This is a genomic window from Pauljensenia sp. UMB6358 (genome assembly GCF_030216865.1).
GTDB lineage: Bacteria > Actinomycetota > Actinomycetes > Actinomycetales > Actinomycetaceae > Pauljensenia > Pauljensenia turicensis_A.
Map to the genome: position 1 here is coordinate 85,540 of NZ_JASOMS010000006.1, position 20,406 is coordinate 105,945.

Below are 20,406 nucleotides of genomic sequence, written 5' to 3' on the forward strand. Positions count from 1 at the left end.
CAGCGTAAAGCGGATATCAGGCCGAGTGGTGGAAGGTACGCGAGAGAACGTCAAGCTGCTGCTCGCGGGTGAGCTTCACGAAGTTAACGGCGTAGCCGGAAACGCGAACGGTCAGGTTCGGGTACTTCTCGGGGTGCTCGATTGCGTCTTCCAGGGTGGAACGATCAAGAACGTTGATGTTGGCGTGGTACAGGCCGTCGGACTCGCCGCGCTCTTCACGGGCTGCCTTCATGTCTGCGAGGCGCTCTTCGTAGGTCTTGGTTGCCATGATGATTTTCTCCTTATGGGTGTTGTCTGGTCTCGGGAGCGGGGCTTGGTAGTGCCCCGCTCCCGGTAAGAATGATTAGTTACTGGAAATCATTTCACAGGTATCGTCCGGGACGAAGCCTGCATCGAGGATTCCGACAAGGTTGTCGATCTGCTCGGCCTTTGTACGGCCAAGGCCGGACGGGGTGATGGTGTTCGTCAGCGAGATACCGTCGAGCGCATCGTTGTAGTCGAGCTTACCGACCGACAGCATGGAAGCAACCATGCCGTGGGTGTCGATGCCGTTCTCCGGGTTTGCGCCCGGTGCGAACGGGGTGCCTGCGCGGTGACCGGATGGAAATGCGCCGGTTGCCTTGCCGTAGACGACGTTCGAGGTGATCGTCAGGACGGACTGCGTCGGGATTGCGTCGCGGTACATCGGGATCTGACGGATCTTGTCCATGACGGTGTGGACGACGGTTGCGGCGATCTCATCGGCGCGGTCGTCATCGTTGCCGTAGGTCGGGAATTCGCCTTCGGTTGTGTAGTCGACAACCAGTCCGGTTTCGTCGCGGATCGGCGTGACCTTTGCGTACTTGATGGCTGCCAGCGAGTCAGCAACGATCGACAGGCCTGCGATACCGCACCCCATGGTGCGGATGATTTCGGAATCGTGCAGTGCCATCTCGACTGCTTCGTATGCGTAGCGGTCGTGGCAGTAGTGGATAATGTTGAGGGCTTCAACGTAGGTGCCGACAACCCAGTCGAGCATCTCTTCGTACTTGGCCCAGACCTCGTCGAACTTCAGTGGTTCGTCGCCGGTGATGGGCTCGTAGCCTTCAACGACCTGCTTGCCACTCATTTCGTCGCGACCACCGTTGATGGCGTAGAGCAGGGCCTTTGCAGCGTTGACGCGTGCGCCGAAGAACTGCATCTGCTTGCCGACCTTCATCGGGGAGACGCAACATGCGATGGCGGCGTCGTCGCCCCAGTGTTGGCGGATCTGCGGGTCGGACTCATATTGGATGGACGAGGTTTCGATCGAGATCGCTGCGCAGAATTCCTTGTAGCCCTTGGGCAGGTTTTCGTCCCAGAAGATCGTGATATTCGGTTCGGGGGCGGGGCCTAGGTTACGCAGGGTCTGCAACAGGCGGAATGAGGTCTTGGTGACCAGCGTGCGACCGTCGTCGCCGAAGCCTGCGTCTGACCAGGTTGCCCAGTAGGGGTCTCCCGAGAAGATCTGGTCGTAATCAATCGTGCGAAGGAAGCGCGTGATGCGGAGCTTGATGACGAGGGCGTCGATGATCTCCTGTGCGTCGGATTCGGTGATGAGACCGGCGGCGAGGTCGCGCTCGAAGTAGACGTCGAAGAAGGCGGAGAGGCGACCGATCGACATCGCGGCGCCGTCCTGCGACTTCACAGAGGCGAGGTAGCCGAAGTAGGTCCACTGGACCGCTTCCTTCGCGGTTTTCGCGGGCCCGGAGATGTCGAAGCCGTAGTCGGCCGCCATCTTCTTCAGCTTCTTGAGCGCCTTGATCTGCTCGGAGTGCTCCTCGCGGTAGCGTGCCCAGTGCTCGGAGAAAGGCTGGTCTGCGTAGCGGTCCTTGTCCTGTTGCTTCCACTCGATGAGCTGATCGACGCCGTAGAGGGCGACGCGGCGGTAGTCGCCGATGATGCGACCGCGACCGTAGGCGTCCGGCAGGCCAGTGATGATGTGCGAGGAGCGGGCGGCTCGGATCCGCGGCGTGTAGATGTCGAAGACCGCGTCATTGTGGGTCTTGCGGTACTGGGTGAAGATCTTCTTGACCTCGGGGTCGACCTCCTTACCGGCCTCCTTGATGGCGGTCTCGACCATGCGCCAGCCACCGTTGGGCATCATCGCGCGCTTGAGGGGGGCGTCCGTCTGCAGGCCGACGATAACGTCGTCGTCGGAGGAGATGAAACCGGGCTTGAAGGCGTCGATGTCGGCGGGGGTGTGGGTGTCGACGTCGAGGATGCGGACCTTGCGTTCCTCGGAAAGGTACTCCTTTTCGAGGGTGTCCCAGACGCGGAGGGTCTTTTCGGTGGGACCTGCGAGGAAGGAGGCATCGCCCTCGTACGGCGTGTAGTTACGCTGGATGAAGTCGCGGACGTCGATTTCTTTGTCCCAATTTCCAGTTTTGAAATCGGTCCAAGCCTCTTGTGTGGGGATGCTGGGAGCGGTCTGCTCTGTCATCGTTCCTCTTCTCAATAAATGCTTGCGGCCGATCGTTGTACCGCACTGCATTAGATGATTCTCGAATGTGTACCGGTAGGTACCTTGTAACAATTGTGTACCTACATAGTTAGGGTTTCCATACAGAGGTCATTTGTCACAGGTGCGGGTTATCACAACGTGCACAATTGTTAACAATAAACATTTTCGAGGGGGACGTTAGTCCTAAGTGTGGGTGTGATGTTCTTTAAGCACGAGGTTGCGCTCGACTATTGTTCTCTCTCAAAGAAATGGACGCGCGTATGTATTGAGTCCTATCTATGCCTATGCTCATTACCAACAGCGCAAACACGTGCGTGAGTGGTCAAGGAGTTTCTCGGTGGAAGAGCGTAGCCCCGAACTGAAAGTCGGTGTTCTCGGTGCAGGTACCGTCGGATCACAGGTTATCCGAATGCTCACAGAGCAGGCCGACGATTTTGAAGCTCGTTCAGGTGCGCGTATACGCGTGAACAAGGTAGCGGTCCGCAGGCTTGATGCGCCTCGTGACTACGATGTGGATCCTGCACTTCTGACGACCCATCCCGAAGAAGCCATCGATGGCCACGACATTGTCGTTGAATTGATCGGCGGTATTGAGCCAGCCCGAACCTATGTCATCCGAGCACTCAAACAGGGCATTTCCGTGGTGACCGGCAACAAGGCCCTTCTTGCTACTCACGGTCCAGAGCTGTATGCCGCTGCGGCTGAAACCGGCGCAGACCTCTACTACGAGGCCTCGGTTGCGGGCGCAGTTCCCGTCGTTTACGGCCTGCGCGAATCGCTTGCGGGTGACCGCATCACCAAGGTGATGGGCATCGTCAATGGCACGACCAATTTCATCCTCGATGCGATGGCGTCGCGCGGCCTGTCCTATGAGGAAGCGTTGAATCAAGCCCAGGAGCTCGGTTTTGCCGAAGCCGATCCCAGCTCAGATGTTGACGGTTTCGATGCGGCGGCAAAGTGTTCAATTCTGGCCTCGTTGGCTTTCCATACGCGCGTCGGAATCGATGACGTTGCCGTTGAGGGCATCACCAAGATCACGGCAGAAGATATGGAAGAAGCTGCCTTCTTCGGTCGTACGATCAAGCTTCTTGCCATCGCTGAGCGTTGTGTTGGAGAAGACGGTAAAGACGGCGTTGCCATGCGCGTCCACCCCGCGCTCGTCCCGCTCGATTCGCCTCTGGCCAGTGTCGATGGAGCATTCAACGCCATCCTCATCGAAGGTGAAGCAGCAGGCCGTCTGATGTTCTACGGTCAGGGTGCAGGTGGTGCTCCCACCGCGTCCGCTGTTCTTTCGGACCTCGTCGCTGCTGCCCACCACCGCGCATTCGGCGGACACGCACCCCGTGAGTCCGTCTACGCTCACCTGCCGATTCTTGACCCGGGCATGGCCTTCACTCGCTACCAGATTCGTATGCAGGTAGAGGATCGCCTTGGTGTACTTTCCGATGTTGCCGGAATATTCGCTCGCCACGGCGTCTCCATCCAGTCTGTGCATCAGCGCGACGACAAGGAGCCGGGTGCCTGCGTGATCGTGGCGACAACCCACCTTGCCCGCGAAGCGGATCTGGCGGCAGTCGCACACGCCCTGTCGCACTCGCCCGCGGTTCGTGAAGTCACCAGCGCGATTCGCGTCGAAGGGGAGTGACATGAGAATCACCGAAGAATTCGTTGCCGTCTGCGTCCCCGCAACCAGCGCGAACCTTGGCCCAGGATTCGATTCGCTGGGGCTGGCGCTGAACCTTTGGGACGAAGTTGCAGTTCACGCAACCTCCGGAGTCCACACAAGCGTCACCGTTGAAGGTGAGGGCGCAGGGAATGTTGCAACCGGTGAAGACAATCTTGTCGTCCAAGCGATGCGCTTAGCGCTCGATCGTGCGGGCGCACCGCAGGTTGGCGTGAAAATGCGTTGCACAAACCGCATCCCTCATTCGCGCGGAATGGGTTCATCGGCCAGTGCGATCGTTGCGGGAATTCTTCTTGCTCGCGCGCTTATCGGGCGCGAGGATGTCCTGACGGACGAAGAAGTCCTCATGATCGGTACCGAATTGGAAGGACACCCCGACAACGTTGCGCCAGCAATCGCTGGTGGAGCAACCATCGCGTGGGTCGATAACGGCCGGCCGGGTGCAGTTTCACTCTCGGTTCCTCACGCCATTGCCCCCGTCGTCTTTATACCTGACTTTAAATTGGCAACCGAAAAGGCCCGTTCCGCTCTTCCGCAAGTGGTCGCCCATACAGATGCGCGCTTCAATGTTGCCCGAGCCGCTCTTCTTTCTGCGCTCCTTTCAGGACAGGCTCGTTCGGTGGGGCAGGCCTCGTTCCATGATCTGCTGATGGATGCCACGGCGGATGTTTTGCACCAGGAATACCGACGCGAAGCCATGGAGCCTTCGCTTGCGCTGGTGGATTGGTTGCGCAATGCCGGCATCGCGGCCACAGTTTCTGGTGCTGGACCGACGGTTCTGGCCGTGGAGACGGTGCCGGACGAAATCTGCGCGGACGCCAGATCAGCGGGCTGGAAGGTCATGGCTCTTGACGTGCCAAGCAAAGGTGCGGCGATTACTCGCGGGCGACTGGCGAAGCTCTACTGATTATCCTTCAGTTCTGTTTTCTTTGTTTTCTTTCAGTCTCGTGTGACTTTATGCGCACAAACGCGCGACTTTAACGTTGTGGTGCCTATAGAGACAAACGGTTGGTACACTTGAAGCGGGTCTTACGGCCCGCCACGTTTTGGTGGCTCATCCCTTACGTCACGCGATCAGCGTTATCGCAACGTATTCCTCCCGTTTTAAAGGGAGATCCCCATTTGCTCGAAAAGAGCATTCCATATCCAGTGAGGATTCATTCGTGACAAACGAACAAGCCGCCCCCAAGACACAGTCTGCATTGCGGGGCATGAAGCTGGCTGAACTCCAGGCGCTAGCTTCCAGCCAAGGTCTCAAGGGTACGTCAAAGATGCGTAAGGCCGACCTGATCGAAGCTCTTTCTTCCTCGTCTGCGCCAGCTAAGAAGGCTTCCGCTTCATCTGACGAGGCCCCCACGCGCCGTGCCCGTGGTACGCGTCGTGCGGCTACCGCTGAAGTTTCACATGAGCAGGTTGCGCCTGCTACCCAGGCACCTGCCCAGGACCAGGGAACCCCGGATCAGGGAACGAAGAATGACGACGCTGAACAGCCCCAGCGCAAGTCACGTCGTCGTCGCGTCGCGACCGCCGGACCAACCGAACCGGCGACTATTGAACTGCCGGCTCCCAAGAAGGGCGGTGAGAAGCCCGAAGCGGAAGAAAACGCTTCCGTCAAGGCTCCGTCCCTGGACGCCATTGAGCTTCCCGAAGGGGAAGAAGGCGAAGAGCGCGGTCGTAACCGCCGTGATCGCAACAACCGTCGCCGTGATCGCAACAACCGCAACGATCGCTATAATCGTCGTAACCGTGACCGCAATGATCGTGGCGACCGCGAAGAACAGGTGCGCGAAGACGAACAGTTTGCTCCGATCGCTGGCATCTTGGATATTCAGGACAATCACGCATTTGTTCGCACTTCTGGTTATCTTCCCGGTCCGAACGATGTGTATGTCACCCTTGGCAACGTTCGCCGTTGGGGTCTGCGTGCGGGCGATGCCGTTGCAGGTGCCGTTCGGCAGCCCCGTGAAGGTGAACGGCAGCGTCAGAAGTACAACGCTCTGGTTCGCGTTGACTCCGTGAACGGCATGTCGATCGAGGAAGCGCAGGCTCGTCGCGAGTTCTCCAAGCTCACCCCGGTTTACCCGAATGAGCAACTACGCCTCGAAACGTCCGCAAAGGCATACACGCCACGCGTTATCGACTTGGTCGCTCCGATCGGTAAAGGCCAGCGTGGCCTGATCGTTTCGCCACCGAAGGCCGGTAAGACGATGGTCATCCAGCAGATCGCGAAGGCTATCGAGATCAACAATCCCGAGGTTCACCTGATGGTCGTCCTGGTTGACGAACGTCCGGAAGAAGTGACGGATATGCGTTCGATCGTCAAGGGGGAGGTCATTGCCTCGACCTTCGACCGCCCCGCATCGGATCACACGATCGTCGCCGAACTTGCCATAGAGCGCGCAAAGCGTCTGGTTGAACTCGGCCAGGATGTTGTCGTTCTTCTTGACTCGATCACGCGACTGTCGCGCGCCTACAACCTAGCCGCACCGGCTTCCGGCCGTATCCTGTCGGGTGGCGTTGACGCATCCGCCCTGTACCCGCCGAAGAAGTTCTTCGGTGGCGCCCGTAATCTCAAGGAAGGCGGCTCGCTTACCATCATCGCGTCGGCTCTGGTTGAGACCGGTTCGAAGATGGACGAGGTCATTTTCGAAGAGTTTAAGGGCACCGGCAATATGGAACTGCGTCTGTCGCGTCAGCTGGCAGACCGTCGTATCTTCCCAGCGATCGACGTCAATGCGTCCGGTACCCGCCGTGAAGAAATGCTGTTCCAGCCTGAAGAACTTCGCATCATGTGGAAGCTTCGTCGCGTGATTGGCACGCTGGATCAGCAGTCCGGTCTGGAACTGATCCTTGAAAAGCTCAAGGAAACCCAGTCGAACGCTGAGTTCCTGATGATGGTCCAAAAGACCACTCCCAGTGCTGACTGAGAACCCCCTGACGTGAAACGCGCGTCAAAAGGTCGCGCGTTTCACGCATATGAGGGCCCTGCCACATAGACGTAAGAGCGCCGAAAGTGGCACAATTGACGCCGTCGGCCATCGGTTCACCGGTTCGCCACCGTTTGGATACTCCAATTGGATACTCCAATTGGATACTCCAAGGCGGAAGGATACTTGCCACCAGATGTGGGAAGATCTGCGGATCCGGACCCGGGGCACCAACGAACCCAGGAGATACTCCATGAAGAAGGACATCCACCCCGAATACGTGGATACCCTCGTGACTTGCACGTGCGGTAACAGCTTCCACACCCGTTCCACCCTCACCACCGGTGAGATGCGCGTGGACGTCTGCTCCGCTTGCCACCCGTTCTACACCGGCAAGCAGAAGATCCTCGACACCGGCGGTCGCGTCGCTAAGTTCGAGGCACGTTACGGAAAGCGTGTTCGCCCCTCCAAATGAGGCAAGCGTACGTTGCGTTTTGATCGGCGCCGGGAGCGTTAAGCGCCCGGCGCCGAGGCGTATCTGGCCACTCAGCTTTAAAGGAAGTCCATGACAGTCGATAACGAGACCAGTGAAGGTCTGAGTGCCCTTGAAGCACTCTTGAGCGAGTACGAAAGCGTCGAACAGGAGATGTCGGCGCCGGATACTCTGTCCAACCCTGCGAAGATGCGTCGCGTGGGAAGGCGTTTCGCTGAGCTGTCTCGCATCAAGGCTGCTGCTGATCGACTCTCGAGCACCCGAGATGACCTTGAGGCTGCCCGTGAACTGGCCACGGAAGATCCATCGTTCGCTGACGAGATTCCAGGCCTCGAAAATGAGGCGCAAGACGCCTACGACGCGCTACTGAAAATCCTCGCACCGCGCGACAGTGAGGATGCCCTCGACGTCATCCTCGAAATTAAAGCAGGGGAGGGCGGTGAAGAATCCGCTCTTTTCGCATCCGACCTCGCTCGCATGTACGCGCGCTACGCCGAATCGAAGGGCTGGAGCGTCCAAGAACTCTCTTCAACGGACACTGAACTCGGTGGCTACAAAGATATCACGCTGGCAATTCGCGCCAAGGGAACCGTGACCCCAGAAGAAGGCGTGTGGGCTCACTTAAAGTTCGAGGGCGGAGTTCACCGCGTGCAACGCGTGCCCGTCACCGAGTCGCAGGGTCGTATTCACACCTCCGCAGTCGGCGTCTTCGTCATGCCCGAAATTGAAGATGACACTGAGATTGTCATCGACCCGAACGACCTGCGCATTGACGTCTACCGTTCCTCGGGTCCCGGTGGCCAGTCGGTGAACACCACGGATTCCGCTGTCCGCATCACCCACATTCCGTCGGGCATCGTGGTCTCGATGCAGAACGAAAAATCGCAGCTACAGAACAAGGAAGCAGCCCTGCGCGTCTTGGCGTCCCGTTTGGCAGCCGAAGCTCGTGCGAAGCGCGAAGCTGAAGCATCGGCCCAGCGCCTCAGCCAGGTTCGCACCGTTGATCGTTCCGAGCGCGTACGCACCTACAACTTCCCAGAAAACCGCATCGCTGAACACCGCACCGGCTACAAAGCGCACAATCTTGATCGCGTGCTTGCCGGCGAACTTGAGCCCGTCATCGCTTCGCTGATCGAAGCCGATGAAGCCGAGCGACTCGCCTCTGCCAGCGCCTGAGAGTCTCTCGCGACCATTTCACCGATCGTCCAATGACTGCCGAGATTTCCACCGTCCGCGACGCTCTTGCCTTCGCACGCGCCCAGCTTTCACAGATCGACGAGGCCGCTCCAGCTTCCGAGGCGCGCGAACTTCTGGAATGGGCGGCGGATGTGGAATCACTGTGGTTAATCCGTGAGCCCATCGCCCCAGCGATCGTTCATCGCTTTATTGATGGGGTTGAACGACGAATGAAACGTGTTCCACTGCAACACATCACTGAGCGCATGTTCTTCCGTGGTCTGACGTTGCGTGCAATGCCAGGTGTCTTCGTGTGCCGTCCAGAAACCGAAGTCGTTGCGGGCCAGGCGATCGATCAGGCGCGCGAGATCCTGAAAACTCGTGACAGCGTGCGCCTCGTCGATCTGTGTACCGGATCTGGTGCAATCGCCTGCTCGCTCGCACACGAAATCCCCAAAAGCGATGTTTTCGCCGTCGAACTGTCGCCGGTGGCATTCCAATGCGCCAGGGAAAATTGTGAAAAATACGGTGGCGGGCGCATTGGCCTCGTGAACGGTGACGCAACTGACCCGGCCACTTTGGCTGACCTTGACGGCAGTGTCGACATTGTTGTCTCGAACCCGCCTTACGTTCCTTTTAACGAGGCTCCGACGCAGGCAGAAGCCCAGCGAGACCCGGATATGGCACTCTACGGGCTGGGAGAGAGTGGCATGCAGATTCCATCTGCGATCCTCGCGCGCAGCGCCACCTTGCTGAAGCCCGGCGGTTGGGTGATTGTTGAACACTCGCCGAGTCAATCAGAACTGATGCGTACCGCTGCACAACGGGCAGGCTTCACGCACCCTCAGACCATGCCCGATCTGACGGGTCGTGATCGCTATCTTGTTACCAGACGTGGCACAATGCCGATGTGACTACGCGAATCATTTCTTGCACCCCCACATGGGATAGCTCAGACCTGAAGGAAGCGACAACCGCTGTCAAAAGCGGTCAGCTGATCATCATCCCGACAGACACCGTGTACGGAATCGGGTGCGATGCGAGTAATCCTGACGCAGTGGCTCGCGTTCTTGCAGCCAAGGGACGAGGTCGCCAAATGCCGCCGCCCGTTGTCGTTCCGGGTCGCGAATCAATCGAAACTCTTTGCGTCGATATCCCCGAGGCTGCATACCGGTTGACAGATGAATACTGGCCGGGCGGATTGACTCTGATCCTGCGGGCACGCCCCGATCTTGGCTGGGATCTGGGTGAAACCGGGGGAACAATCGGCGTGCGTATGCCGAACGAGCCCCGCATCCGCACGCTGTTGGATACGGTCGGCCCACTGGCTTTGACCAGCGCAAACACCACAGGAAATCCACCGGCAACAAGCGTTGGCGAAGCAGTGGACTACTTTGGGACGCAGGTTCCGCTCTACGTTGACGGTGGCCCGACTCCCGGCTCGACACCCTCAACAATCCTCGACTTCACGAAGGGTGGGGTACGGGCAATCCGTCTGGGCACACTATCCTTAGAACAGTTATCGCTTACCGCTGGAACCACCATCGAACCCGCGAACACATCAAAGTGATCGCAACCGGTTCACACTGAAAGGCCTGGAACCCCCGACCGATGAAGGTCTATCTTCTGCTCATGCTCGTCGCCATGGGAGTCACCGTTTTGATGACTCCCATTGTCAGGTGTGCGTGCATTGCGTGGGGGATTGTTCCCAAGCTGCGTTCCCGCGATATCCAGAAGGACCCGATTCCTCGCCTTGGTGGAATCGCGATGACGGTCGGTCTTGTCGTGACGCTTTTATTGGCGTCGAGGATTCCCTACATGAGTCCCCTGTATGCAACCAGTATTCCCTGGGCAGTCCTTTTTGCCACTCTCGGAATGTGCATCCTTGGAGTTATCGACGATGTCATCGAACTGGACTGGATGGCGAAACTGTCCGGGCAGATTCTGATCACCGGAATCATGGCGTTTAACGGTGTTCAGCTGGTATCTTTCCCGATCTTCGGCATCACCATCGGGTCATCGCGCCTGTCTTTGATCGTGACAGTGTTCCTTGTCGTCGGCATCATTAACGCCGTCAATTTCATTGATGGTCTTGATGGGCTAGCAGCGGGGATTATCGCTATCGGGGCGGCGGCATTCTTCGTCTATTCCTATTCGGTGACCCGCATCGTCGGCGCAACATCGTATGCGACGACGGCCTCGTTGATTACGATCACGCTGGTAGGCGTATGTGTCGGCTTCCTCTGGTTCAACTTCCACCCATCGTCAATCATGATGGGCGGGGGAGCGGAGACACTCGGTCTTGTTTTGGCTGCAGCCGGCATCATCATGACTGGGCAAATTAACCCATCACTGCTGGGAACGCAACAGGTTTTCGTCGGGGTGCTCCCGATTGTTCTGCCCTTGTCGGTCATTTTCATCCCGATTCTTGACTTGATTGTCACGTCGATCAGGCGAATGCTTCGAGGCAAGAGCCCATTCCACGCCGACCGATCCCACTTCCATGATCGTCTGATCATGCGAGGACACTCGCACCGTACGGTCGTCGCGATCATGTGGATGTGGACAGCCCTAGTGTGTATTCCCGCAGTCTGTCTGCTTGTGGTCGACTGGAAGATCATTCTGCTGATTACCAGCCCATTCTTGGCTGTTGCTGTCGGGCTGACACTGCGCGAATTCCCTAGTGCCCGCTACAGCGCACGCTGAATACCCGTCGCCCACTTTTGAGAGAACTACCCTGTAATGACGACTTCCTCCCACAATCACGAACCGAAGGAAAACGAAGGAGTAGACGATTCTCGTCCCGCTTTCTTTGCTTCGACCGTGGCAAAGCTTGCGCGTCTTGAAATCGTGACCGCAGTGGTGGCGATCCTCCTTGTAGGGGCGCTGGGGTACGCGGGGGGAGCGCAAATCCTCTCAATCCTCCTTGCTATCGGCGTGATCGCGTCAGTTATTGGCATTCATGTGAGGTCGCTTCTGGAGCTCGCCCAGCCCGCCCGCAATCCTCTGGCGTGGATTGCCTTTTCGTACATCGGTCGCATCGGCGCAATCGCTCTGTTCGTCTATCTACCGACCGCTTTTGCCCAGCCGGTGCGTTTTCCCGCTACCTGCGCTTTGATCGCGATCGTCGGCTCCCAATTGTTCGAGTTGGTGGCGCTGGTGCGAATGCGCCAGTTCAACGTCGACTAGTTGTGCGAAGGTTCACGAGGCTCAGAAAGAACCTCGTGACTGGCTTTCGACTGCGTGTGTGAACTGCTCCTCTGAACGCTCGTTCGTTCCCATTTGGAAAACGTGAGCCATACCAATCTGGTGAGTTCATGTTTAAAGATGAATCAAAGCTCACGCTGCTGATACGATGGTCAGACCGCTTCATCAACGGTGAAAATGCCTGTCAAAGTCGAGTAACCTACCCGGGAGGACACCCTGTCCACGTCATCGCCCTCGACGAGCCGTCGAGCAAGCACCGCAAAACCGGTCTGGTATTGGACGCTTCTTGTCATTCTCGTCATCGTTATCGTTGTTACGGCAATTCCCGCTTTTACACAGCACCCCCATCAACCCGGACTTGAGGATTTTTTCCCGAGCGCAATTTTCGGGGAAGGAACTCTTTTTGAGTTCTCACGCTTGACTCTTGCCCGCGTGATCATGGCGCTTGTTCTCTGCCTTGCACTGGTCGGTGTTGCCCGTAAGCCGAAGCTCGTTCCAGGTCGCGGTCAGATGGCCGTTGAATTCCTCGCCGATTTTATTCGCGCAAATGTTGCGCTTGAAATGCTTGGGAACAAGAACGGTCGTCGCTTCGCAGGATTCATCGGGTTTGCATTTTTTGGCGTCTTGGCCATGAACCTTGCCGGCGTTATTCCCGGCATCAACATTGCAGCATCCTCGGTCGTTGCTGTTCCGATGGTGTTCGCCATCATCTCTTACGTGACCTTCGTCGGAAGCGGTATCAAGGCCCAAGGCATTGGCCACTACTTTAAGTCCCAGCTTTTCCCGCCGGGATTGCCGAAGGCAATGTACCTGCTGATCACGCCGATTGAGTTCCTCTCGACGTTCATTGTTCGCCCATCCACACTGATGTTGCGACTTTTGGCGAACATGATTGCTGGTCACCTGCTCTTGGGTATGACCTACTTCGGTACCGCAATCCTTCTGCACGAGCTCAACGCAATGAGCTCCCTCGGCGTGCTGACCGGCGCAGCAATGTTTGTCATGACGGCCTTCGAGGTTTTCGTTGCGTTCCTTCAGGCGTACATCTTCACGATCCTTTCCGCCGTTTACATCAAACTGTCCATCGAAGCTCACTGAGCCCAACCGCGCCTCTTGGCGTCCAATACAAAAGGAAGAACACTATGACAACCGCAGCATTTGCCTACATCGGCTACGGTCTTGCAACCCTTGGCCCTGGCATCGGCATTGGTCTCCTGGTCGGAAAGACCCAGGAATCCACCGCTCGTCAGCCTGAGGTTGGTGGCCGTCTGTTCACCAATATGATTATCGGCGCCGGCATGGTCGAGGCACTCGGTCTCATCGGCTTCGTTCTTCCGCTCATCGTTAAGTGACCATCGCTATGCACCAGGTAATCGCCGCGAGTGAGGAAGTAGGTGGCCTCGCCGTCATTCTTCCTCCACTCTACGAGATCTTCTGGTCGGCGTTTGTTCTACTCATCGTCCTCCTCCTCGTTGGTAAGTTTGCTCTTCCGCGTCTTTACGCTGCAATGGACGAACGCCAAGCGAAGATCGAAGAGGGCCTTGCTTTTGCCGAAAAGGCAAAGGAAGACCAGGCGCGTGTAACACGCGATCGTGAAGACGTGCTGAAGCAGGCGAATATCGAGGCTCACGAGATTCGTGAAAAGGCTTCCCAAGAAGCACAGGGCATCATTGCTGACGCGCGGGTGGAAGCACAGAACGAAGCAACCCGTATCCTCGAGAACGCGCAACGTCAGATTCTTGCTGAAAAGCAGGCAGCTGAGATCTCCCTGCGCTCTGACGTTGGTCTTCTGGCAACCGAGTTGGCAGAAAAGATCGTTGGTGAACATCTGAGCGACACCGCACTGACCAGCCGTGTCGTCGATCGTTTCCTTGACGATCTTGAGGCGGATACTCTCCGTGAAAGCGAGCGTACGAATCGATGAGTGAACTCGGTCGACTCTCTCGCGTTGCATATGCAACGCAACTCGAAGACGCACTAGCCCAGAGCGGTGTCGACGCGCGTGCAGTGGGAGAGGACTTCTTCTCCATCACTGACCTCGTGAAGAAAGAACCGCGGGTTATTCGTGCATTCACTGATCCATCACGTAGTGGTGACGACAAAGCCCAGCTGGTTCGCACTTTGCTGAGCTCGCACCTTACAACGGACGCTTCACTCAGCGTTCTTCAAATGATGGTGCGTGAACACTGGTCGAATCTCGATAGTTTTGCCGATGCCACGGAGGTCCTTGGTATCCTCGCAGTTCTTTCAGATGCGAATCGTGCTTCGAGCCTCGATAGAGTCGAATCCGAGCTCTTTGAAGTACGCCATTTCCTTGAAGGCAACCGTGAACTCCGCTTGAAGCTTTCCGATGCTTCGCTAGGCACATCCCATGAACGTGGTGATCTAGCCACCGCGATTTTTGAATCGAAGCTTTCAGTGTGGACGATGCGTTTGCTACGTCGTGCCGTCGGTCGTTCTCGTCGTGGGCGCCTTCTGGTGAACCTTCGGCGCTTCGCCGAATGGTCAGCTGTCATCCAAAACAGGCGGCTTGTCACAGTTCAAAGCGCGGTCGAAATGTCGCCAGAGCAGGTTTCTCGCTTGCGTTCGCTCTTGGAAAAGCGCTTCAACTCAGAGATTTCGCTTGCTATCTCGGTCGTTCCCGGTCTTGTCGGTGGCTTCAAAATACGTGCACAGACAACATCGATCGATGCCAGCCTCTCGACTCGTATCTCAGATATGAAACAGGCTCTGGCTTCCTAACAGCCACCACTACCGATTAGAAACGTTTACAGAAGGAATTACTCATGACTGACCTGTCTATCAGTCCCGAGGAGATCCGTGGCGCATTGGACTCCTTCATGCAGTCCTACCGTCCCAGTGAAGTAGCCACCGAAGAGGTTGGCCACGTCACCGAGACCGCCGACGGTATCGCTCACATCGAAGGCTTGCCGGGCACAATGGCCAATGAGCTTCTCCGCTTCTCCGATGGCACACTTGGCCTGGCAATGAACCTTGAACAACGCGAAATCGGTGCCGTTATCCTCGGTGACTTCGGTGGCATCGAAGAAGGCCAAGTTGTTCACCGAACGGGTGAAGTTCTTTCTGTCCCGGTTGGTGATGGCTACCTTGGGCGTACGGTTGACCCGCTGGGTCGCCCGATCGATGGCTTGGGCGAGATCACCGATGTTGATGGCCGACGCGCACTCGAACTGCAGGCCCCCGGTGTCATGATGCGTAAGTCGGTTCACGAACCGTTGCAGACCGGCCTGAAGGCAATCGACTCAATGATCCCGATTGGTCGCGGACAGCGACAGCTGATCATCGGTGACCGCAAGACCGGTAAGACCGCGATTGCTCTGGACACGATCCTGAACCAGCGCGAAAACTGGAAATCCGGCGATCCGAACAAGCAGGTGCGATGCATCTACGTTGCTATCGGTCAGAAGGGCTCGACGATCGCTTCTGTGCGTTCAACTCTGGAAGATGCCGGTGCACTCGAATACACGACCATCGTTGCCTCCCCGGCTTCCGACCCCGCAGGCTACAAGTACATGGCCCCCTACACGGGTTCTGCACTTGGCCAGCACTGGATGTATCAGGGCAAGCACGTTCTGATCATCTTCGATGACCTCTCCAAGCAGGCTGAAGCCTACCGAGCGGTTTCCCTTCTTCTGCGTCGTCCGCCAGGGCGTGAGGCATACCCCGGTGACGTTTTCTACTTGCACTCTCGTCTCCTTGAACGTTGTGCGAAGCTCTCCGATGAGCTCGGTGCGGGTTCAATGACGGGGCTTCCGATCATTGAAACCAAGGCAAACGACGTGTCTGCCTACATTCCGACCAACGTCATTTCGATTACCGATGGTCAGATCTTCCTGCAGTCCGATCTGTTCAACTCGAATCAGCGCCCGGCCGTTGACGTCGGTATCTCGGTTTCTCGAGTTGGTGGCGACGCGCAGGTGAAGGCAATGAAGAAGGTTGCTGGCACGCTGAAGCTGACACTCGCTCAGTATCGTTCGATGGCTGCATTCGCCATGTTCGCTTCCGACCTTGATCCAGCAACCCGCCAGCAGCTGACTCGCGGTGAGCGTCTGATGGAGCTTCTGAAGCAACCGCAAGCATCGCCGTATTCGACTGCAGAGCAGGTCGCTTCGATCTGGACTGGTACGCATGGCTACTTGGATGATCTTGAGGTCGACGCGGTTCTTTCCTTCGAGCGCTCCCTGCTGGATCACCTGCGCGTGAACTCTTCAGTTCTGGGCACGATCGAATCAACCGGTCTGTTGGAAAGCGAAACAGAAGCTGAACTGGAATCCCAGGTGAAGGCATTCCATGATCAGTGGGTCAGCGCCGGTCGAGGCGTTGCCAATCTGGATGACTCCGAGGTGGAAGCAGCTCAGACTCGCGAAGAAATCACCCGTCAGCGTCCCTCGAACGAGAAGGCCTGATCCATGGGTGGTCAGCAGAGGATCTACAAGCAGCGGATTGCCTCAACGCAAACGCTGGCGAAGGTCTTCCGCGCGATGGAAATGATCGCAGCGTCAAGGATCGGTGCTGCGCGTCGCGCGGCTTCGGGCCTTGGCCCGTACGAAAAGGCATTGACGCAGGCAGTTGCAGCAGTCGCGATCCACACGGATTTGGATCACGCACTGACGCGTGAACGTCACAATACTCCTCGCGTGGCTGTTCTTGTCATTGCTTCCGACCGTGGCATGGCGGGTGCCTATGCGGCGACGATTCTTCGTGAATCGGAACGTCTGATTACTCGCCTGAAGGACGAGGGCAAAGAACCCATCATCTATACCTTCGGTCGTCGTGCACGCTCGTATTTCCGATTCCGTGGAGTCGCCATCGAACGTTCATGGGAAGGCGAATCTGATTCGCCGACTCTTGAAACAACTCGTGAGATCGCAACCGAACTTCTCTCCCGTTTCTTGGACGGTACTCTGATGACGGGTGTTTCAGAAGTTCACCTGGTATACACGCGTTTCGTGTCCGTGATGAGTCAGGTTCCCGAGGTCCGACAGATGCTTCCGCTTTCTGTTGTTGATGCTCCCGAATCGGACCAAGAACGCGGGGAAGAACGCGGTTACTACGACGATCCATCATCGACGTTCCCCGAATACGAATTTATCCCATCTCCGGAAGCCGTACTCGATGCGATCCTTCCGCTGTATGTGGAAGGTCGTATTCATAATGTGCTCCTGCAGTCGGCTGCCTCTGAGCTTGCGTCGCGTCAGCGCGCAATGCACACCGCAACCGATAACGCTGAAGAGCTCATCACCAAGTACACGCGCCTGGCCAACTCGGCCCGTCAGGCGGACATCACCCAGGAGATCAGTGAGATCGTGGGCGGGGCCGACGCATTGGTCGCGGGCTGAGCCCCAGAACACGGAGAAGAACTATGAGCCAGGAAGAACACAAAGCGGAAGGTCGCGTCGCTCGCGTCGTCGGCCCCGTCGTTGACGTCGAGTTCCCGCCAGACAGCATTCCTCCGCTGTACAACGCACTGAAGGTTGATGTTGACCTTGCCGGACAGGGCGAGGGTGAAGGATCCTTCACCATGACCCTCGAGGTCGCGCAGCACCTCGGTGACAACCTTGTTCGTACCATCGCGCTGAAGCCGACCGATGGCCTAGTTCGTGGTGCTGTTGTCACTGACACGGGTGCACCGATCTCGGTTCCCGTCGGCGATATCACCAAGGGCCACGTGTTCAACGTGACCGGCGAACCGCTGAATCTGAAGGAAGGCGAGCAACTCGAAATCACTGAGCGTTGGCCAATTCACCGCCAGCCTCCGGCATTCGATCAGCTTGAAGCCCGAACCAAGATGTTCGAAACGGGCATCAAGGTTATCGACCTTCTGACCCCCTACGTCCAGGGTGGCAAGATCGGCCTGTTCGGCGGCGCGGGCGTCGGCAAGACCGTCCTCATCCAGGAGATGATCCAGCGAGTCGCGCAGGACCACGGCGGCGTGTCCGTCTTCGCGGGCGTCGGCGAGCGCACCCGAGAGGGCAACGACCTCATCCGCGAGATGGGCGAGGCCGGCGTCTTCGACAAGACCGCCCTCGTGTTCGGCCAGATGGACGAGCCGCCGGGGACGCGTCTGCGTATCGCACTCACCGGTCTGACGATGGCTGAGTACTTCCGCGACGTGCAGCACCAGGACGTGCTTCTGTTCATCGACAACATCTTCCGCTTCACCCAGGCGGGCTCCGAGGTCTCCACCCTCCTCGGGCGCATGCCCTCGGCGGTCGGCTACCAGCCGAACCTCGCGGATGAGATGGGCCAGTTGCAGGAGCGCATCACCTCGGCGGGCGGTCACTCGATTACGTCGTTGCAGGCCATTTACGTGCCTGCCGACGACTACACCGACCCGGCCCCGGCCACGACCTTCGCGCACCTCGACGCGACGACGGAGCTCTCCCGAGAGATCGCCTCGAAGGGCATCTACCCGGCCGTGGATCCGCTCGCCTCGACCTCGCGAATCCTCGATCCGGCCCTCGTGGGTCGTGAGCACTACGACACGGCGACGCACGTCAAGGCGATCCTCCAGAAGAACAAGGAGCTCCAGGACATCATCGCGATCCTCGGCGTCGACGAGCTCTCCGAGGAGGACAAGGTCACGGTCTCGCGCGCCCGGCGCATCGAGCAGTTCCTCTCCCAGAACACCTATATGGCGGAGAAGTTCACGGGCGTCCCCGGTTCGACGGTCCCGCTGTCGGAGACCATCGAGGCCTTCAAGCGCATCGCCGAGGGCTACTACGACAAGGTTCCGGAGCAGGCGTTCTTCAACATCGGCGGCATCGAGGACCTCGAGCGCCGCTGGCGCGAGCTCGGCGAGGACGCCTGATGGCCGACAAGGTACTCCAAGTCGAAATTGTCTCCCACGAGGGACGTCTCTGGCACGGCGTTGGTACGTCCGTCCAGATCCCCGTGGTTGATGGACAGCTGGGTATTCTTCCGGGTCGTCAGCCCATGCTTGCCATGCTGAATGCAGGCACTGTGCTGGTGACGACCAAGGAAGGTGTCCAGACGTTCACCGTTGACAGCGGATTTGCGTCCATTGACTCTGATTTTGTGACCGTGGTCGCTGATCACGGTACGATTTCCTGATAAGGAGCCCCCGTTCGGGCGAATCCGAGCGGGGGCACTTTCATACTTTTGATCGGAGGTGCTTTATGACTTCGCTTTTCGCCATTGTGCTGTGGCTCGTGGTATGTGTTGTGGTTATTGGTCTGCCTGTCTTGCTGATCATTAACGTGCGTGCGCGTCACTTGGAAAACAAGCTTGGCGCATTCCGGTCATTCTCACGTCCCGATCAGCACTCGGGATGGACCGCGGGACTGGGACTCTACGACGTTGAATCGCTGTCGTGGTATCGCTTGGTTGGCTTGACGAATAAGCCCGTGTATTCCGTGAAGCGTCGAGGACTTCAGATCTCTGCGGCGAACCCGCATTCTAAAGATGGCGAACTTGTTGAGATTCGCCTGCTCTCCAACGAGAAGCGCTATGAGATCGCATTGTCAAAGGAAACATACAATGCGCTTGTCTCGTGGGTTGAATCCGGTCCGCCTCAGGTCTGAGTTCCTTTCATACACTGCTACTCGGTTGTCTGCTTCCTGCTTCTCAGCTTTGAAATTTGAGCATCTTGCCACGTCTGAGGCGTTGATAGTAAAGATCGAGTGCCTTCACCTGTTAGGCTCTGGGGCGTGCGAGTCCTCATTGCAACGTGCACCGTTGATTATTCCGGTCGTCTGTCAGCCCACCTTGACCCCGCCACGCGCGTCATCATGCTCAAGGCGGATGGTTCAATTTTGATCCACTCGGATGGTGGATCATATAAGCCTCTGAATTGGATGAATGCCCCGTGCACGGTCACTGTGGAAGTGCCTGAAAGTGATGAGGAAGTCGACGGCGTTACTGAAGTGTGGACTGTCCAAGCAGATAAGAAAGATGACCGTCTTGTCATCTCGATTCACGACATCGTCTCGGATGTGAATGTTGATTTGGGCGAAGACCCCGGTCTTGTGAAGGACGGTGTTGAGACACATCTTCAGGAGTTGCTGGCAGAGCAGGTTCCTGAAGTCTTGGGTGAAGGCTGGACTTTCGTTCGCCGTGAGTTTGAAACTCCGATCGGCCCCGTTGATTTGATGGTGAAGAATCCGCAGGGTGAGCACGTTGCTATTGAAGTGAAACGTCGTGGCGGTATCGATGGTGTTGAGCAGTTGACTCGCTACCTTTCGCTTTTGTCGCGCGATCCGTTGCTGAAGAATGTGTCGGGCATTTTTGCCGCCCAGGAGATTTCGAAGCAGGCTCGTACTCTGGCCGAGGATCGTGGCATCCGCTGTGTTGTGCTCGATTATGACGCTATGCGTGGCTTCGATGATCCTGAGTCACGTCTGTTCTGATGTCGTCGAACGCGCGCTGACATCTATCGCCATGATGACGAAGCGAA

21 protein-coding genes are annotated in these 20,406 nt (G+C 57.5%); 19 read left to right on the forward strand and 2 right to left on the reverse strand.

Annotated elements, in window-relative coordinates; genetic code table 11:
• Positions 1–16: 16 nt before the first annotated feature.
• Both grcA2 and pflB read right to left on the reverse strand, forming a co-directional pair.
• Entirely contained in the window at positions 17–268 is a 252-nt protein-coding gene (gene grcA2, locus QP381_RS05725) for an autonomous glycyl radical cofactor GrcA2 (protein WP_179369766.1), read from the reverse strand.
• Positions 269–343: 75 nt separating this feature from the next.
• On the reverse strand, positions 344–2,461 hold the full coding sequence (gene pflB / locus QP381_RS05730; RefSeq protein ID WP_219585215.1) for a formate C-acetyltransferase: 2,118 nt from the start codon (positions 2,459–2,461) through the stop codon (positions 344–346).
• A gap of 358 nt (positions 2,462–2,819) precedes the next feature.
• Between pflB and QP381_RS05735 the strand changes: the two genes are divergently transcribed.
• The 19 genes from QP381_RS05735 (at position 2,820) to nucS (ending at position 20,359) form a co-directional block, all read left to right on the forward strand.
• Positions 2,820–4,127: a homoserine dehydrogenase gene (locus QP381_RS05735; protein ID WP_219585214.1), complete on the forward strand. Its 1,308-nt coding sequence runs from the start codon at positions 2,820–2,822 to the stop codon at positions 4,125–4,127.
• 1 nt (position 4,128) lies between these two features.
• Positions 4,129–5,073, forward strand: a complete 945-nt coding sequence (gene thrB / locus QP381_RS05740) for a homoserine kinase (RefSeq protein WP_285068063.1) — start codon at positions 4,129–4,131, stop codon at positions 5,071–5,073.
• Between the two features lie 256 nt (positions 5,074–5,329).
• Positions 5,330–7,093 (forward strand): transcription termination factor Rho, encoded by a 1,764-nt coding sequence (rho, locus tag QP381_RS05745; protein WP_285068064.1) that lies wholly within the window; start codon positions 5,330–5,332, stop codon positions 7,091–7,093.
• 253 nt (positions 7,094–7,346) lie between these two features.
• A complete protein-coding gene (gene rpmE, locus QP381_RS05750) occupies positions 7,347–7,568 on the forward strand; it encodes a 50S ribosomal protein L31 (RefSeq protein ID WP_006681271.1) in 222 nt (73 codons plus the stop codon).
• Positions 7,569–7,658: 90 nt separating this feature from the next.
• Positions 7,659–8,762, forward strand: a complete 1,104-nt coding sequence (prfA, locus tag QP381_RS05755) for a peptide chain release factor 1 (protein ID WP_219585212.1) — start codon at positions 7,659–7,661, stop codon at positions 8,760–8,762.
• Positions 8,763–8,794: 32 nt separating this feature from the next.
• Positions 8,795–9,676, forward strand: a complete 882-nt coding sequence (gene prmC / locus QP381_RS05760; protein ID WP_219585211.1) for a peptide chain release factor N(5)-glutamine methyltransferase — start codon at positions 8,795–8,797, stop codon at positions 9,674–9,676.
• Positions 9,673–10,332 (forward strand): L-threonylcarbamoyladenylate synthase, encoded by a 660-nt coding sequence (locus QP381_RS05765; RefSeq protein ID WP_285068065.1) that lies wholly within the window; start codon positions 9,673–9,675, stop codon positions 10,330–10,332. The genes prmC and QP381_RS05765 overlap by 4 nt, the downstream gene beginning before the upstream one ends.
• 41 nt (positions 10,333–10,373) lie before the next feature.
• The gene (locus QP381_RS05770; RefSeq protein WP_103631931.1) at positions 10,374–11,468 is read left to right on the forward strand and encodes a glycosyltransferase family 4 protein; all 1,095 of its coding nucleotides are present in this window, start codon (positions 10,374–10,376) and stop codon (positions 11,466–11,468) included.
• Between the two features lie 36 nt (positions 11,469–11,504).
• A complete protein-coding gene (locus tag QP381_RS05775; protein WP_103631930.1) occupies positions 11,505–11,951 on the forward strand; it encodes a hypothetical protein in 447 nt (148 codons plus the stop codon).
• A gap of 234 nt (positions 11,952–12,185) precedes the next feature.
• Entirely contained in the window at positions 12,186–13,067 is an 882-nt protein-coding gene (gene atpB, locus QP381_RS05780) for a F0F1 ATP synthase subunit A (RefSeq protein WP_219585870.1), read from the forward strand.
• A 44-nt stretch (positions 13,068–13,111) separates the two neighbouring features.
• Complete coding sequence (gene atpE / locus QP381_RS05785) at positions 13,112–13,321, forward strand: ATP synthase F0 subunit C (RefSeq protein WP_006681264.1); 210 nt, start codon at positions 13,112–13,114, stop codon at positions 13,319–13,321.
• Between the two features lie 8 nt (positions 13,322–13,329).
• Positions 13,330–13,893 carry a F0F1 ATP synthase subunit B gene (locus QP381_RS05790; RefSeq protein WP_103631928.1) on the forward strand — a complete coding sequence of 188 codons (564 nt, stop codon included), beginning with the start codon at positions 13,330–13,332 and terminating at the stop codon, positions 13,891–13,893.
• Positions 13,890–14,711 carry an ATP synthase F1 subunit delta gene (atpH, locus tag QP381_RS05795; protein ID WP_179369756.1) on the forward strand — a complete coding sequence of 274 codons (822 nt, stop codon included), beginning with the start codon at positions 13,890–13,892 and terminating at the stop codon, positions 14,709–14,711. The genes QP381_RS05790 and atpH overlap by 4 nt, the downstream gene beginning before the upstream one ends.
• A gap of 44 nt (positions 14,712–14,755) precedes the next feature.
• Positions 14,756–16,396, forward strand: coding sequence for a F0F1 ATP synthase subunit alpha (gene atpA, locus QP381_RS05800; RefSeq protein ID WP_103631926.1), 1,641 nt, complete (start codon positions 14,756–14,758; stop codon positions 16,394–16,396).
• Positions 16,397–16,399: 3 nt separating this feature from the next.
• Entirely contained in the window at positions 16,400–17,329 is a 930-nt protein-coding gene (locus QP381_RS05805) for a F0F1 ATP synthase subunit gamma (RefSeq protein ID WP_103631925.1), read from the forward strand.
• Between the two features lie 23 nt (positions 17,330–17,352).
• Positions 17,353–18,801, forward strand: a complete 1,449-nt coding sequence (gene atpD, locus QP381_RS05810) for a F0F1 ATP synthase subunit beta (protein ID WP_103631924.1) — start codon at positions 17,353–17,355, stop codon at positions 18,799–18,801.
• Positions 18,801–19,064, forward strand: coding sequence for a F0F1 ATP synthase subunit epsilon (locus tag QP381_RS05815; protein ID WP_103631923.1), 264 nt, complete (start codon positions 18,801–18,803; stop codon positions 19,062–19,064). The genes atpD and QP381_RS05815 overlap by 1 nt, the downstream gene beginning before the upstream one ends.
• 65 nt (positions 19,065–19,129) lie before the next feature.
• Positions 19,130–19,534, forward strand: a complete 405-nt coding sequence (locus QP381_RS05820) for a DUF2550 family protein (RefSeq protein ID WP_103631922.1) — start codon at positions 19,130–19,132, stop codon at positions 19,532–19,534.
• A gap of 126 nt (positions 19,535–19,660) precedes the next feature.
• Positions 19,661–20,359: an endonuclease NucS gene (gene nucS, locus QP381_RS05825; protein WP_103631921.1), complete on the forward strand. Its 699-nt coding sequence runs from the start codon at positions 19,661–19,663 to the stop codon at positions 20,357–20,359.
• Positions 20,360–20,406: the final 47 nt, after the last annotated feature.

Excerpts from the sequence above, each read along its gene's own strand:
- QP381_RS05775 (WP_103631930.1), top strand. The coding sequence starts at position 11,505 with ATGACGACTTCCTCCCACAATCACGAACCGAAGGAAAACGAAGGAGTA.
- grcA2 (WP_179369766.1), bottom strand. The coding sequence starts at position 268 with ATGGCAACCAAGACCTACGAAGAGCGCCTCGCAGACATGAAGGCAGCC.
- QP381_RS05805 (WP_103631925.1), top strand. The coding sequence starts at position 16,400 with ATGGGTGGTCAGCAGAGGATCTACAAGCAGCGGATTGCCTCAACGCAA.
- QP381_RS05790 (WP_103631928.1), top strand. The coding sequence starts at position 13,330 with ATGCACCAGGTAATCGCCGCGAGTGAGGAAGTAGGTGGCCTCGCCGTC.
- atpE (WP_006681264.1), top strand. The coding sequence starts at position 13,112 with ATGACAACCGCAGCATTTGCCTACATCGGCTACGGTCTTGCAACCCTT.
- rpmE (WP_006681271.1), top strand. The coding sequence starts at position 7,347 with ATGAAGAAGGACATCCACCCCGAATACGTGGATACCCTCGTGACTTGC.
- atpA (WP_103631926.1), top strand. The coding sequence starts at position 14,756 with ATGACTGACCTGTCTATCAGTCCCGAGGAGATCCGTGGCGCATTGGAC.
- atpD (WP_103631924.1), top strand. The coding sequence starts at position 17,353 with ATGAGCCAGGAAGAACACAAAGCGGAAGGTCGCGTCGCTCGCGTCGTC.
- prfA (WP_219585212.1), top strand. The coding sequence starts at position 7,659 with ATGACAGTCGATAACGAGACCAGTGAAGGTCTGAGTGCCCTTGAAGCA.
- atpH (WP_179369756.1), top strand. The coding sequence starts at position 13,890 with ATGAGTGAACTCGGTCGACTCTCTCGCGTTGCATATGCAACGCAACTC.
- pflB (WP_219585215.1), bottom strand. The coding sequence starts at position 2,461 with ATGACAGAGCAGACCGCTCCCAGCATCCCCACACAAGAGGCTTGGACC.
- QP381_RS05770 (WP_103631931.1), top strand. The coding sequence starts at position 10,374 with ATGAAGGTCTATCTTCTGCTCATGCTCGTCGCCATGGGAGTCACCGTT.
- QP381_RS05815 (WP_103631923.1), top strand. The coding sequence starts at position 18,801 with ATGGCCGACAAGGTACTCCAAGTCGAAATTGTCTCCCACGAGGGACGT.
- prmC (WP_219585211.1), top strand. The coding sequence starts at position 8,795 with ATGACTGCCGAGATTTCCACCGTCCGCGACGCTCTTGCCTTCGCACGC.
- QP381_RS05820 (WP_103631922.1), top strand. The coding sequence starts at position 19,130 with ATGACTTCGCTTTTCGCCATTGTGCTGTGGCTCGTGGTATGTGTTGTG.
- thrB (WP_285068063.1), top strand. The coding sequence starts at position 4,129 with ATGAGAATCACCGAAGAATTCGTTGCCGTCTGCGTCCCCGCAACCAGC.